This is a genomic window from Bradyrhizobium sp. 604_D8_N2_3, from assembly GCF_051810765.1.
Lineage (GTDB): Bacteria > Pseudomonadota > Alphaproteobacteria > Rhizobiales > Xanthobacteraceae > Bradyrhizobium > Bradyrhizobium barranii.
In genome coordinates this window covers 2,225,815-2,239,695 of record NZ_JBPWPM010000001.1, presented here as the reverse complement: position 1 = coordinate 2,239,695, position 13,881 = coordinate 2,225,815, and the positions used below count along the sequence as shown (strand labels likewise).

General features: G+C 64.8%; 14 protein-coding genes. 8 read left to right on the top strand and 6 right to left on the bottom strand.

Annotated features, from left to right (window positions below; all coding sequences use genetic code 11):
* Positions 1-4: 4 nt before the first annotated feature.
* Complete coding sequence (locus AB7245_RS10445) at positions 5-1,186, top strand: acetate/propionate family kinase (RefSeq protein ID WP_135215914.1); 1,182 nt, start codon at positions 5-7, stop codon at positions 1,184-1,186.
* A gap of 194 nt (positions 1,187-1,380) precedes the next feature.
* On the opposite strand, the gene AB7245_RS10440 is transcribed toward AB7245_RS10445, so the two are convergent.
* Positions 1,381-1,764 (bottom strand): hypothetical protein, encoded by a 384-nt coding sequence (locus AB7245_RS10440; RefSeq protein ID WP_071916148.1) that lies wholly within the window; start codon positions 1,762-1,764, stop codon positions 1,381-1,383.
* Positions 1,765-1,940: 176 nt separating this feature from the next.
* The gene (locus tag AB7245_RS10435) at positions 1,941-2,780 is read right to left on the bottom strand and encodes an RMD1 family protein (protein WP_085402542.1); all 840 of its coding nucleotides are present in this window, start codon (positions 2,778-2,780) and stop codon (positions 1,941-1,943) included.
* A 335-nt stretch (positions 2,781-3,115) separates the two neighbouring features.
* Here AB7245_RS10435 and AB7245_RS10430 point away from each other — a divergent pair, with 335 nt between their 5' ends.
* The 3 genes from AB7245_RS10430 (at position 3,116) to AB7245_RS10420 (ending at position 4,863) form a co-directional block, all read left to right on the top strand.
* Complete coding sequence (locus AB7245_RS10430) at positions 3,116-3,691, top strand: glycosyl transferase (RefSeq protein ID WP_085402541.1); 576 nt, start codon at positions 3,116-3,118, stop codon at positions 3,689-3,691.
* Positions 3,692-3,757: 66 nt separating this feature from the next.
* On the top strand, positions 3,758-4,735 hold the full coding sequence (locus AB7245_RS10425; protein ID WP_085402540.1) for a bifunctional helix-turn-helix transcriptional regulator/GNAT family N-acetyltransferase: 978 nt from the start codon (positions 3,758-3,760) through the stop codon (positions 4,733-4,735).
* Positions 4,735-4,863 carry a hypothetical protein gene (locus tag AB7245_RS10420; protein WP_275552127.1) on the top strand — a complete coding sequence of 43 codons (129 nt, stop codon included), beginning with the start codon at positions 4,735-4,737 and terminating at the stop codon, positions 4,861-4,863. The genes AB7245_RS10425 and AB7245_RS10420 overlap by 1 nt, the downstream gene beginning before the upstream one ends.
* A 238-nt stretch (positions 4,864-5,101) precedes the next feature.
* Here AB7245_RS10420 and moaB read toward each other — a convergent pair whose 3' ends face one another.
* Complete coding sequence (gene moaB / locus AB7245_RS10415) at positions 5,102-5,665, bottom strand: molybdenum cofactor biosynthesis protein B (protein WP_085402539.1); 564 nt, start codon at positions 5,663-5,665, stop codon at positions 5,102-5,104.
* 156 nt (positions 5,666-5,821) lie between these two features.
* Complete coding sequence (ypfJ, locus tag AB7245_RS10410; protein WP_063985124.1) at positions 5,822-6,757, bottom strand: KPN_02809 family neutral zinc metallopeptidase; 936 nt, start codon at positions 6,755-6,757, stop codon at positions 5,822-5,824.
* Positions 6,758-7,158: 401 nt separating this feature from the next.
* On the opposite strand from ypfJ, the gene AB7245_RS10405 reads away from it, so the two are divergent.
* Positions 7,159-8,289 (top strand): site-specific DNA-methyltransferase, encoded by a 1,131-nt coding sequence (locus AB7245_RS10405; RefSeq protein WP_071916153.1) that lies wholly within the window; start codon positions 7,159-7,161, stop codon positions 8,287-8,289.
* 179 nt (positions 8,290-8,468) lie between these two features.
* Positions 8,469-8,795 carry a hypothetical protein gene (locus AB7245_RS10400; protein WP_028158214.1) on the top strand — a complete coding sequence of 109 codons (327 nt, stop codon included), beginning with the start codon at positions 8,469-8,471 and terminating at the stop codon, positions 8,793-8,795.
* Positions 8,796-8,811: 16 nt separating this feature from the next.
* Here the strand turns inward: AB7245_RS10400 and AB7245_RS10395 are convergent, their stop codons facing one another.
* A complete protein-coding gene (locus AB7245_RS10395) occupies positions 8,812-9,702 on the bottom strand; it encodes an SDR family NAD(P)-dependent oxidoreductase (RefSeq protein ID WP_439034223.1) in 891 nt (296 codons plus the stop codon).
* 103 nt (positions 9,703-9,805) lie between these two features.
* Between AB7245_RS10395 and AB7245_RS10390 the strand changes: the two genes are divergently transcribed.
* Together AB7245_RS10390 and AB7245_RS10385 are read left to right on the top strand one after the other, a co-directional pair.
* Positions 9,806-10,681: a LysR family transcriptional regulator gene (locus AB7245_RS10390; protein ID WP_085402537.1), complete on the top strand. Its 876-nt coding sequence runs from the start codon at positions 9,806-9,808 to the stop codon at positions 10,679-10,681.
* Positions 10,682-10,842: 161 nt separating this feature from the next.
* A complete protein-coding gene (locus AB7245_RS10385) occupies positions 10,843-11,529 on the top strand; it encodes a glutathione S-transferase family protein (RefSeq protein WP_085402536.1) in 687 nt (228 codons plus the stop codon).
* A gap of 58 nt (positions 11,530-11,587) precedes the next feature.
* On the opposite strand, the gene AB7245_RS10380 is transcribed toward AB7245_RS10385, so the two are convergent.
* Positions 11,588-13,597 (bottom strand): methyl-accepting chemotaxis protein, encoded by a 2,010-nt coding sequence (locus AB7245_RS10380; protein ID WP_071916158.1) that lies wholly within the window; start codon positions 13,595-13,597, stop codon positions 11,588-11,590.
* Between the last annotated feature and the right edge of the window lie 284 nt (positions 13,598-13,881).

The following is a 13,881-nucleotide window of genomic DNA, read 5'->3' as shown; positions in this document are numbered from 1 at the left end:
CGTCATGACGGTGTCGGTCCTCGTCCTCAACTCGGGCTCGTCGAGCATCAAGTTCGGCCTGTTCGACATCGCGGCGGCCGAGCCTGCCCTGCTCTGCAAGGGCCTGCTCGACGAGCAAGAGGCGAAGCCGCGGCTCGTGGTGAAAAGCCCCGCGGGCGGAGACCTTTTCGAGACGCAGAGGGAAGCATCCGATGCGGACAGCGGCCATCTGTTCGCGGACGTGCTCGGCTTCATCGAGGAGCGTTTTGCCGACCACCGCCTGCGCGCCGTCGGTCACCGCATCGTTCATGGCGGGCCGGATTATTCGGGCCCGGTTGAGCTGACTGACGACGTCTACGCAAAGCTGGACGCACTGACGCCACTGGCGCCGCTGCACCAGCCGCGCTGCCTTGAACCTGTCGGCATCATCAGCACGATCCGGCCTGAACTGACGCAGATCGCCTGTTTCGATACGGCCTTCCATCACAGCATGGCTCCACCCGCGAGCCGCTTCGCCATCCCGCGGCGCTATGAAGAGCGCGGTATCCGGCGCTACGGCTTTCACGGCCTCTCGTTCGAATATGTCGCGGGGCGCCTCGCGAAAATCGCGCCGCAGTTCATTGCCAAGCGCACCATCATCGCGCATCTCGGCAATGGCGCCAGCCTGTGCGCCTTGCGCGATGGCCGCAGCGTCGACACCACGATGGGGCTGACGCCGCTCGATGGCCTCGTGATGGGCACCCGGAGCGGCACGATCGATCCCGGCGTGCTGCTCTATCTGCAACAGCACGAGAGGATGCCGGTCGAGGATGTCCAGCACCTGCTCTATCACGAGTCAGGCCTGCTCGGCGTCTCCGGCATCTCTGCCGACATGCGCACGCTGCTGGCGAGCCGTGAGGCGGCGGCGCGGCAGGCGGTCGAGCTCTTCACCTTCCGTGCGGCGCAGCAGGTCGCGGTGATGGCGACCACGCTGGGCGGGCTGGACTGTCTGGTCTTCACCGGCGGCATCGGCGAGCATGCGAAGGAAATCCGCACCGCGATTGGTGAGCGGCTCGGGTGGCTCGGCGTGCATATTGACGCGGGTGCGAATGACGCGGCACGCGAGCGGATCAGCAGCAGTGGCAGCACCGTCAATGTGTTCGTCATTCCGACGAATGAGGAGCTGACGATCGCTCGGCATTGCGCGGCTGTGCTGCGAGTGAAATGAAAGCCCGGTCGACCGCTGCATCTTTCCCTTCTCCCCCGTGGGAGAATTTCAGCGGGCCATGACTTCTCGGGCCATGACTTGTCGGGCCATGACTTGTCGCAGCGCTGCTGCGCCACTGTCGAAATGACCATGGTGCGCAAAGCAAACGATTTCGCCAGCGCTTCGAGCACCATGGGCCAACTACGTCGCTCCGCTCAGTACGGAGAGTACCCGCCCGGGCAAACATAGTTTCCGTAAGCGTCATAGCCGCAGCCGCTGCGGTAGTAGGCCCCCGTCGCAGCTGCGCCGATCGCCGCGGCCCCCACTGCCGCCGCACCGACGCCGTAACGATATCCGCGATACCCTGCATAAGCGCCCCGATAGCCGTAACGCCCGCCGCGCACGGCGACAGCACCGCCCCGATATCCACGCGCCGCGACCGCGCCCCCGCGGTAGCCTCCTGCCCGCACGGCACCGCCGTGGAAACCTCCTGCGCGCATGGCGCCGCCGCGACCGCCGCGGGCAGATGCGTCATCGGGAGTGAAGGCGACAAGCAGCATAGCTGCGGCTGCCGAAGCGATGAGAGCTTGACGCAACATCAGCGTACTCCTTCTTCGAGGGAGGAAGCCGCGGACAGCTGCACATCGCGTTGACCGCGGGTCCGATCGAAGTCTCGTGCGCTGGAGCTTCGTGCCTTTGATTTGGATCAACGTTCATCTACATGAACGACGGTTCCCCGCCCGCACAGTGGCGTGCAGGCCGATCTCAGGCCGGTCTAATGCGTGCCCGACAGGATCTGGATGCACCCGATCACGACCTCGATCACGATCAGCACCACGACTGCGATTTCCAGACGCAGCGAGCGCTGGGTGTCGATGATGTCGGTCAGCGCGTTGGCGGTTTCCGAGACCGCGGTGAGCTTGCGCTCAAGCGTGTCAAGGCGCTCCTTCAATTCGTACTCGTCTTCGAGACGGGCATAGAGGCGGTCGAGCTCGGGCTTCTCCCAGAGCACGTCCGGTTTCTCGGCCACCGCGACACGGCCGGCGACGCGCTGCTGGACCAGAAGCGCATTGCCGATCAGTTGCAGGATGCCCTTGCGCCGGGGCGGCGTGCGGCCCTGCTCGGCGAGCCCCCGCGCGAAGGGCTCGATCACGTCGAAAACCGCGGCGACGCGGCGCTCGTCGCGGGCGAGCGAGGTGCTCTTGGCGAGCGCGTCCGCAACGATCAGCAGCCGATCGTCGGAGAATTTGGCGAGGCAGATCGGCCCGCCGGGCTGGATCGCCTCGGCGTTCTCATCCTTGCAGAGCTGCGCCTGTGCGATCTCCTCTTCAAAAGGGCTGAGCTCGCCGGTCACCCGCGGTTTCAGGCTGTCGATCAGCACCTTCTCCTCCGAAGGGAGGAGGCCGATCAGCACCACGACGCCGTAGCGGAAGATCACGACGAGCCCGGCATGGACGCGGAAGGCAGCAGGCGTCGAGGAGACAGGTGCGCCAAGCTCGAGCCCGGACGGATTGATGCGTTCGCCCAGCATCACGGCGCGGATCCGCAGGGTCGGCGCGGCCTCCGGCTTCGGCGATGTTGGCGTGGTGCCAACGGGAAGTTGATCGGCGTTCACTGGACTATCTCACTTTGCGCGGCGAGCGTTGCACGTTTTTCCCGTCACAAGGTTTGTGTCAGACTGCCGGTGCAGCCTTGCGGAACGTGCCGTCCTCGCCCCGATCATATCGGCAGAGAAAGCCCCCGTTTGAAGCTCACGGAAACGACATTCGCGGAAACATTCGGCAACAGGGCCACCCCGCGCACGACATATTCGGCTGCGATAGACCGGCGGCGATCTACCATCGCATGCCGGAACACCGGCGAAAAGTTGCACTCGGCGACGCCGCGTGTTTATGACACATTCATAACAAGCTACGCTTCTCCCGAAGTGCAGACATCGAAGCCTCAATCATGCTGAGCGTCATCATACCGACCGAAGGCGTCGAGCAGACGGCGGTCGCAACCCTCGCCGCGCTGGTGCCCGGCGCCGCCGCGGGCGTCATCCGCGAAGTGCTGCTGGTCGACGGCACCCGCAACGGCGTCATCGAGCGCGTGGCGGACGTTGCAGGCTGCCGTTTCATCGGCTTCGAGGGATCCTCGCAGGGCGCCGCGCTTGCCGCCGGCGCGCTCCAGGCCCGTTCGCCCTGGCTGATGTTCCTCCCGGCCGGCGCCGTGCTGGAGACCGGCTGGATCGAGGAAACCACCCAGTTCATCCAGGCTGTCTCGACCAGCGGCAGGGATCGCGCGGCGGTGTTCCGCTACACACGGTCGCCTTATGCCGATACCGGGTTTCGCGACGTCCTCTGGGCCGTGGTGCGCAAACTGGTCGGCCCCCTCGGCGATCAGGGACTCTTGATCGCGCGCGATCATTACGACCGGATCGGCGGCTACCCGCCCCAGGCCCGCCGTTCCGAGGCGCGGCTGCTCCGGCGGCTCGGCCGCTCGTCCCGGACCATGCTGCGCAGCCGGATCGTCATGGTCGGCTGACGTCATCGATCTAATACTTGCCAAAGTCAAATAATTGTTTGACAATGGCAATTATCGAGGTGACCCATGCCATCTGCCCTTTCGTCATCCAGCCCGTCGCCATCCTGCCCCGCTTCGACCGAACAGGTCGCTGACGACCAGGTCCAGGCGGTTCGCGCCTTCAACCGCTTCTACACCCAGAAGCTCGGCGTGCTCGACCAGCAGCTCCTGAAGAGCCCGTTCTCGCTGAGCGAGGCGCGCGTGCTCTACGAGCTGGCCCATGGTGGCGAGCAGTCGGCCAAGGAGATCGGCATCGCGCTCGGGCTCGACGCCGGCTATCTCAGTCGCATCGTGCAGAACTTCGACGAGAGCGGCCTGATCGCGCGCAAGCCGCTTCCGAGCGACCGCCGGCAGGTTCAGTTGAGCCTGACCGCGAAGGGCCGCCAGGCGTTCGCCAGGCTCGAACGCTCGTCCCAGGACGACGTCGCCGCGATGCTGCGGCCGCTGCCGGATGAGGAGCGCAGCAAGCTCACCGGTGCGATGGAGACGATCGAGCGGCTGCTCGCTATGCCGCGGACGCCATCCCCGCGCGCGACCCTGCGCGAGCCCCGCCCGGGCGACATGGGCTGGGTGGTGCAGAGCCACGGCGCGCTCTACGCCAGCGAATACGGTTTCGACTCCGGCTTCGAGGCGCTGGTGGCCGAGATCGTCGCCAAATACATGACCTCCTACGATGCCTCGCGCGAGCGCTGCTGGATCGCCGACATCGAGGGCCGGCCGGTCGGCTCGGTATTTCTGGTCAAGGCCAGCGACGACGTCGCCAAGCTGCGCCTGTTGCTGCTCGATCCGGCCGCACGCGGACAGGGGCTAGGCCAACGGCTGGTCGCCGAATGCGTCTCCTTTGCCCGCGCCTGCGGCTATCGGCGGATGACGCTGTGGACGCAGAGCAATTTGGTCGCCGCGCGAAAAATCTATCAGGATGCCGGCTTCAAGCTGACCGCCACCGAGCCGCATCGCAGCTTTGGCCAGAACCTCACCGGCGAAACCTGGGAGCGCGATCTCTGATGCGGCGGCACGCGCTCATCACGGGAGAGCTCGTCGATCTCTACAAGCGCCGCGCACGACGGCTGCACGCGGAAGCGTGCCGGACTATGTGGCGCGTGGTGTGGGGCTCGCTGCGGCGGAAGAGCTAGTCGCTATCGCTGTCGCAGCGGGCGCGATGCGCATGATTGTGCCCTCGCCCCTTGCGGGAGAGGGCAGCGACGCCAGTAGATACGAACTCGCTTGGGTGAGGGGTATGTCTCCGAGCGGTCCGTGCGGATGGAGACCCCTCACCCGTCTCGCCGCTCCGCGGCGAGCCACCCTCTCCCACAAGGGGAGAAGGGAAGAGGTCCGCGCCTAGCTCAGCAAAGCAGCGTCAAAGCAACGCACTCACACCGTCGCGCCCTGCGCCTTTGCCCTTCGCAGATGCTCGTCCAGGCGCGGCATGATCTCGACGAAATTGCAGGGACGCGTGCGGTAGTCGAGCTGGGCCGCGAGGATGCCGTCCCAGCCGTCGCGACAGGCGCCGGGTGAGCCCGGCAGGCAGAAGATGTAGGTGGCGCCGGCGACGCCGGCGGTGGCGCGGCTCTGGATCGTCGACGTGCCGATCTTGGCGTGGCTGAGCATGTGGAAGGCGATCGAGAAGCCGTCCATGCGCTTCTCGAACAGTGGCTCGATCGCCTCCGGCGTGACGTCGCGTCCGGTAAAACCGGTGCCGCCGGTGGTGATGACGACGTCGATGCCGGCATCGGCAATCCAGCGGCGGACGACGGCGCGGATCGCCTCGACGTCGTCGGTGACGATCTCGCGCGCGGCGAGATGATGGCCCGCCGCGGTGAGGCGGTCGGCCAGCGTCTGGCCGGACTTGTCGTCGGCGAGCGCGCGCGTGTCAGAGACGGTGAGCACCGCGATGTTGAGCGGGATGAATTGTTTTGACTCGTCGATCGAGGCCATTGGTCCTTCCTCTCGTGTCCCGGACGCGATGCAGCGCGTCAGCGGTGCGTCGCAGAGCCGGGACCCAGAGCTGAGAGACCGGCATTGTGGGCCCCGGCTCTGCAGCGCACCGCTGAAGAAGCGCTGCGCTGCGTCTGGGGCACGAAGTCCTGGCGACTACGACCCGCTGCCGAACGTGTTGCAGGCCTGGACGGTCCCTTGCTGGTAGCCGGTCATGAACCACTGCTTGCGTTGCGCCGCCGAGCCGTGCGTGAAGGAATCGGGCACGACGCGTCCCGTGGCCTGGCGTTGCAGCGTGTCATCACCGATCGCGCTCGCCGTGGTCAACGCGGCGTCGATGTCGCCGGGCTCGAGGAAGTTCGGACGCTTTTTCGACTCGCGATTGACCCAGACGCCGGACAGGCAATCGGCCTGCAATTCGACCTTCACCTGGAGCGCATTGGCCTCGGCCTTGCTGCCGGCCTGCTGCTGCAGCCGCGTCACGCGCGGAATGATGCCGAGCAGGTTCTGGATGTGATGGCCGGCCTCATGCGCGATGATGTAGGCGGTGGTGAAGTTGCAGGCGGACTTGCCGGAGCAGCCGCGGAAGCGCGTCTCGACCTCGCGGAAGAAACTGGTGTCTAGGAAGATGGTACGATCCGGCGGACAGTAGAACGGCCCCATCGCCGACTCTGCCCGGCCGCAGCGGCCGCCATTGGTGACGTTGCGGAACAGCACGACCTTCGGACCGGTGTAGGACTGGCCGCTGGCCTGGAAGATTTCGCTCCAGCGGTCGTCGATCTCGCCGAGGATGCCGGAGATCATGCTGCCCATCTCGTCGGTCGGCGCGCCGCGCTTGGCGGAGGTCGACTGACGATCGGTCTGGTAGGAAGGCGCCTGGCCGCCGCCGGTGAGGATCTCGGCGCCGCCGATCAGGATGCGCGGATCGATGCCGAAGGCATAACCGACCAGGCCGAGCACGATGATGGTGCCGATGCCCAGACCGCCGCCGCCCATCGGCAGGCCGAACCCGCCTCCGCCGCCGCCCATGCCGCCACCGCCGTCGCGGCGATCCTCAATGTCGTCGCTGCGGCGGAAATCATCATAACGCATGGCGGGTTTCCCTCAGTCCTCAATTGGCGTCATTTGGGCGCATAAGCGCGAAAGCTCAACGCGCCACACACGTAAAATTTCCAATGCGTTAATCAATATCCCGCTCGGCAATTATTGCCTAGTGCGACAGCATGCCGATGCCAGCAATTTTTTCCGGGGTCGTGCAATTTTTTCCGAGAGAAATTTGGCGACCTGACTGCTCCCGCAACGCGAAGAAATACGAAATACACTGGAAAACACGACGAATGCGCAGAGCGAAACGCGCACAATGCGTGATGCGAGGGCTGCTCACCAAAGCGGCGGGTTAAGTCGATTTTTACTTTGCCGCTCCATTGTAACGGTCAGTCGGTTGTTTGGTCCCGCGTCGCCGACAGCGTCGCCTGAGTCAGAGTTCTTGAGTCATGGTAGTGTCGCGTCGCGGGGCGTCTGCAAGGGCGCCCCGCACAAATTTTGAGTCCGCTTCGCACAGCATCATCCTCGGTGATTGCGTCGCCGAGATGTCGAAGCTTCAGGCCGGTTCGGTCGACCTCGTGTTCGCCGATCCGCCCTACAATCTCCAGCTCAAGGGCGATCTGAAGCGCCCCGACGAATCCCATGTCGATGCCGTCAACGACGACTGGGACAAGTTCGATTCGTTCTCCGCCTATGACGATTTCACCCGCGCCTGGCTGCTTGCCGCCCGCCGCGCGATGAAGCCGTCGGCGACGATCTGGGTGATCGGCTCCTATCACAACATCTTCCGCGTCGGCGCGATCATGCAGGACCTCGGCTTCTGGCTCCTGAACGACATCGTCTGGCGCAAGTCGAACCCGATGCCGAATTTCCGCGGCCGCCGCTTCACCAACGCGCACGAGACCATGATCTGGGCCGCGCGCGACGAGAAGGCCAAGGGCTACACGTTCAACTACGAGGCACTGAAGGCCGCCAACGAGGACGTGCAGGCACGGTCCGATTGGCTGATCCCGCTCTGCACCGGCGAGGAGCGCCTCAAGGGCGCCGACGGCAAGAAAGTGCATCCGACGCAGAAGCCGGAAGGCCTGCTCGCGCGCGTGCTGCTGTCGTCGTCGAAACCCGGCGATCTCGTGATCGATCCCTTCAACGGCACCGGCACCACCGGCGCGGTCGCAAAACGTCTCGGCCGCTCCTATATCGGCTTCGAGCGCGACAAGACCTACGCGAAGGCCGCCGAAGCGCGCATCGCCGCGGTCGAGCCGCTGCCGGAGGAAAGCCTCGCTCCGTTCATGACCGCGCGCGAAGCGCCGCGGGTCGCGTTCTCCGAGCTGATCGAGCGCGGCATGATCATGCCCGGCACGAAGCTGTTCGACGCCAAGAAGAAGCTCGGCGCACTCGTGCGCGCCGACGGCGCCATCATGCTGGGCGACAAGGTCGGCTCGATCCACCGCATCGGCGCCGTGGCGCAAGGGGCGCAAGCCTGCAACGGCTGGACCTTCTGGCATGTCGAGACCAAGAAGGGTCTCAAGCTGATCGACGAGTTCCGCGCCGAGATCCGTGCGGGGATCGGGGCGGAGTAGTTTTCTCCGCGGTCCCGTAGGGTGGGCAAAGCGAAGCGTGCCCACCACCTTGGAATATGCCGCAAGCGACGCGGTGGGCACGGCGCTTCGCGCCTTTGCCCACCCTACGGCTCCTTGAATGCCGCCACAGCCAGGACTAGATTTCACCGATCAGCCCCGTCCTGACCGGTCCGGCTCCCATGCGACGACAGTCCGAGACATTGCTGCTGGTGCCGCTGCTGCCGATCTTCCTGCTCGGCATGTTTCCGATGTTCCTGATCGCCCTGCTCGGCTTTTTCGGCCTCGCCATCTTCGGCGTGCTGGTGGTCTGCGTCGGGCTGGCCAGCAGCAACGAGGCCCACGACAATTTCAATCACGACGTCATCGTGCACGGCTACGCGCGCGGATCGGAGCGCAAGGCGCGGGCCTCCAGCATGCACGCCGCAACGCGGCTCGCGATGCGGCTGGACGCTGTCGGCGCCGGGATGATCGTCATCGCCGTCGTCGGCCTGCTCTATTCCAGTTGAGCGTCGAGGCGCGGCCTCACGGCGCCAGACGGGCGATCAATCGATCGGAGGCATCCATGAGCGCCGTCGCATAGGATCGCTCCGCAGACGAAGGGCTCGCCAGGATCGCCTCAGCCTTGTTGTTGAGCATGACACCGCTGCGGCCGTTGAGATCAGGCGACACCAGGAGCGGCACCAGTCGCTCGGCATAGGCGTCCGGCTCGACCATCATGAAGCTGGTCAGCCAGTTGATCAGCGAGACGAGCGCACGCGACCCGAACAGATTGGCGCGAATATCGGTCTTCACGAAGCCGGGATTAAGGCCGAACACATCGACATCGGCAAAGCGCCTGGCGGCCTCGAGGACGAGCACTTCGTTGCCCGCCACGGTGTTCGAGTGGGCTGCGAACCGCTTGTAGCGCCGCTCCGAATTCAGATCGGCGACATCGGCCCTCTGCTCCGTCCCGGGGAATCCCATGACGAATATCCGAGACTTGAATGTGGCCGTGGCCCTGTCCCTTCCAAGACGAGAGGCGATCGCGTTCAGGATGACGAAGCGGCTCAGATAGCTGACGGCAAGATCGCGTTCGATGCCTTCCGCCGTCACCTCACGCCTGGGCCCCGCCATGATGCCGGTCGTGAAGACGACGATGTCGAGCGTCTCGGCGGGAAGCTCACGGCCGATCCGCCTGGCTTCTCGCATCAGGCTCAGATCGGCCTGCATGAATGCGATGCCCGGCACGTTCTGATCGCGGAACGTCTGGCCGACGACGAGGACACGCGCCCCCTTGGCCGCCAATTGGCGGCTGAACGCCCGGCCAATGCCGCCGGTGCCGCCGATCACCGCCACATTCAATCCAGCGAGCCTGAGGCCTTCGAGCGCCGGCGGATTCACCTTCAGGTTCTTGTCGAGTTCTACGCGTTTCATGGATGGCTTGCCCTGCAATGTCAGCAAAGGGCAGATGGACCTTCCACTCAATGGAATAAATGCCGTAAAATGGAACTGATTGATCCACTGATGGAATAATGAAATGGCGTTGTTGAACGATATGGCGCTGTTCGTGGAGGTCGCGAAGGCCCGCAGCTTCCGTCGCGCCGCCAAGACCCTCGACATGCCCAATTCGACGCTGTCGCGCCGGATCGATCTGTTGGAGAAGGAGATCGGGCTTCGCCTGTTGAACCGGACGACCCGCAAGATCGAATTGACCGAAGCCGGCCAGATCTACTTCGAGCGCTGCAAGCGCATCGTGGACGAGGCGCGCCTGGCGCATGAGCAACTGGACGGGATGCTGGCGCAGCCGAGCGGCATGCTCCGCGTCTCGCTGCCGGTGGATTTCGCGAACACCTACCTCGCACCGTTGATCGCCGAATTCGCGCGGCAATATCCCGACATCGATTTCGAATTCGACCTGACGCCGCGACGTGTCGATCTCGTATCGGAGCCGTTCGATCTGGCGATCCGCGTCGGAGAATCAGAGCCATCCCACATGATCGCGCGGCCGCTCGCCCGTATGCCGGGATATCTCTACGCCTCGCCGCGCTATCTCGAGACCAACGGCGAGCCGCATGAACCGGCGGACCTCACCCGTCATCAATGCTTGTGCATGACGAAGGTGAGTGCGTGGACGTTACACAGGGGCACGCAGATGGAGCAGACCGACGTCGGCGGCCGTTTTCGGCTCAACAACGTGGGACTGATCCGCCGCCTCGCAACGCTCGACACGGGCATCGCCTTTCTTCCGCAAGAGATCGTGGCCGACGAAGTGGCGGATGGCCGGCTGCGTCGCATCATGCCGCAATGGCAGGGCTCGCCCGTCACCGTCTACGCAGTCACCGAGACGCGCCTGCTGCCAGCCAAGACGCAGCGCTTCATTGAATTCCTGCGGGAACGGCTCAGCCGGACTTGAATCGTCATTACGGCGGCGATCGGCCTTTGTTACGCAGGCTGATCTGCGTACCGCGCAGACACCGCCCGGCAAACTCGCCGGTTGCTCTCCCCGGCCATGTTCAGGCACAGAAGGCCGCGACGCTGCATTCATTCTCTAAAAAGGGAATTGGGGAGACAAACATGCTCAAGTTCTATTTCAACGGTTCGCCGAACCCGACCAAGGTCGCGCTTTATCTGGAAGAGGCCGGCCTGGCGTTCGAGCCGGTCAAGATCGACACCCGCACGGGCGAGCAGTTCGCGCCGGACTATCTGAAGATCAATCCGAACGGCAAGGTGCCGGCGATCGACGACAACGGCACCATCGTGTTCGACTCGAACGCCATCCTGCTCTACCTCGCCGAGAAGACCGGCAAGTTCCTTCCCGCCGCCAACGTCCGCGGCGAGACGCTGTCATGGCTGATGTTCATTGCCACCGGCGTCGGGCCGTATTCGGGCCAGGCCGTGCACTTCAAGCATTTTGCGCCGAAGGACCAGAACCACGACTACGCCCATAACCGCTACCAGTACGAGACCGATCGCCACTACAAGATTCTCGACGGTCACCTTGAAGGCCGCTGCTACATGGTCGGCGACAGCTATTCGATCGTCGACATGGCGCTGTGGGGCTGGGCGCGGATGGTGCCGTTCAAGCTCGGCGACGATGCCTTTGCGCGCTATCCGAACGTGAAGCGGCTGGTGGACGAGATCTCGGCGCGGCCGGCGGCGGCGCGCGCGATCGCGCTGAAGGACAAGTTCACCTTCAAGGCCGAGATGGACGACGAGGCGCGCGCCAACATGTTCAAGCACATGACGACGAAGGTCGCCTGATCGCGCGACGCAGCTTTTGGAGGCCACGCGCATGCGCGTGGCCTTTTGCGTTTGCGGCTCAGGCGGCGTGGACCGAGCTCAGGAATTTTGCGACTTCCTGCTTCAGCCGATTGCTGTCTGAAGACAGCGAGCGCGCCGCCGAGAGCACCTGCGAGGAGGCCGAGCCGGTCTCGGAGGCTCCGCGCTGCACGTCGCCGATATTGGTCGATACGCGCTGCGTGCCGTGAGCGGCCTGCTGGACGTTGCGGGAGATTTCCTGTGTGGCAGCGCCCTGCTCTTCCACGGCCGCCGCAACCGTCGACGAGATCTCCGACAGCCGCTCGATGGTGCCGCTGATCTCCCGGATCGAGCCGACCGACTCCTCCGTCGCGGCCTGGATGCCGGAGACCTGCTGGGCGATCTCGCCCGTGGCCTTCGCGGTCTGCTCGGCCAGCGCCTTGACCTCGGAGGCGACCACGGCAAAGCCGCGACCGGCCTCGCCCGCACGCGCCGCCTCGATCGTCGCGTTCAGTGCCAGCAGATTGGTCTGGCCGGCAATCGTGCTGATCAGCTCGACCACGTCGCCGATACGGGCGGCGGCCTTGGACAGTTCACCGACCCGTTCGTTGGTCCGCGTTGCCTGACCCACAGCCTCGCTGGCGATGCGGGCGGATTCCTGCACCTGGCGGGCGATCTCCGAGACCGAGGAGGACAGTTCCTCGGTCGCCGAGGCAACGGCCTGCACATTGGCCGAGGCTTCCTGGGAGGCGCTGGCGACTTCCGTCGACAGATCCTGGGCGCGGCTGGCCGTCGTGGTCAGGGTGCCCGCGGAAGCCTCGAGCTCGTTTGATGCCGACGACACGGTGTCGACGATCTCGCCCACCGCTCGTTCGAACTGATTGGCCAGGTTTCGCATGTCGGCCTTGCGGCTCTCCGCCTGCCGCGCCTCGACCTCGACCTGCTCGTGGCGCAGGCGGTCGGTCTCGACCATGCTCTCCTTGAACACCTGGATCGCCTTGGCCATCTCGCCGATCTCGTCGCGATTTCCGCGGCCGGGGATCTCAACCTTGAGATCGCCACCGGCGAGGGCTCCCATCGCCCGGGTCATCGTGGTCAGCGGTCCGACGATGCTGCGCGCGATCAGGAAGGCGACGAGGCCGCCGAACAGGACCGCAAGGCCGCCGGCGACTTCCTGAATCCAGGTCGTGCTGGCAATGACGCCATCGGCGGCCGCGCGCGACTTCTGGTAGTCGGCCTTCAATCCGGTCTCCGCCACCTTGAGCCTGTCGACGCTATCGCTGATCAAGGGGGCGATCTCATTGCGGTAGATTTCATCGGCCTGGAGGATTGCGGCGGATGTCGTCTCGAAAGCCCCCTTGTAGGTCGAAAGTGAACTCTTGATCGGCCCGAACGCGGCCTTGACCTCGTCCGGGAGACCGGCCCCCTCAAGTGACTTGAGTGCTTGCTGCGCCCGATCGACATTGGTCCTGAAGGTCGCCGGCCCCTTCGCGTCCCGGACGGCGAGGAAGCGCCAGTTTGAGACACGAACAAGGAGGATCTTGGATTCGAGATCGGCGACGGGGGCGGTCACGCTGGTGTCGCCGGTTGCACCCGCGGCCTCGACCAGCTTGCCGGTGTTGGCGGTGAGCTCGTCGCCGCCGGCGAGCAAAGTGGCCTTGCCTTTCGTCGTCTCGTTGACGGCAGCGCCCATGCGCTCGCGCAGGGACTTCATCTTGTCGACGTCGCCGACGAGGCCATTGTAGATCTTGAGCCGCTCCTCGGAGACCGTCGACTTGGCCGCGGCCCTCAACAGCTCGGCCGTCGCCGCCTCCCGCTCCGCAGCCTCCTTGAAGGCCGGCTCGTTGGCGTCATAGATGTAACGCAGATTGGCACGCCGCAGCGCCTGGAGGTTGATCGAGATTTCCTGCACGCGGGCGGTGTTGTCCGAGAGCGCGGAGAGCCGCGCCATCTGGCCCTGGACGGCCCACAAATTCCAGACCGCAACCGCGGCCATGATCAAACCAACGACCACGAGAACCGAAAATCCGGCGTAGAGACGCCCCCGAATTCTCAAACGCAAGCTCGGCATCACTGTCCACCCATTGCAGCAGAAAAGCAGAAGCAGCCGACGACCTTGGCGCGATTGCAACGACTGATCATTGCAGCCACGCCTGCGAGAATCGCGCTGCGCTGCCGTACAATGCGGAACAATTGTTAATTGCGGCTGTATTTTACCGGTGTCGAATACGGAGAAGCCGACGAAGACACCACCGTATTCCGGACATCAAGCGGTGGCGCGCGCGAGCGATGTCCTCATCCCACCACGCCGCCATGGCAGGTCCACGCGCATGCGCGTGGACCTTTTGCTTTTGC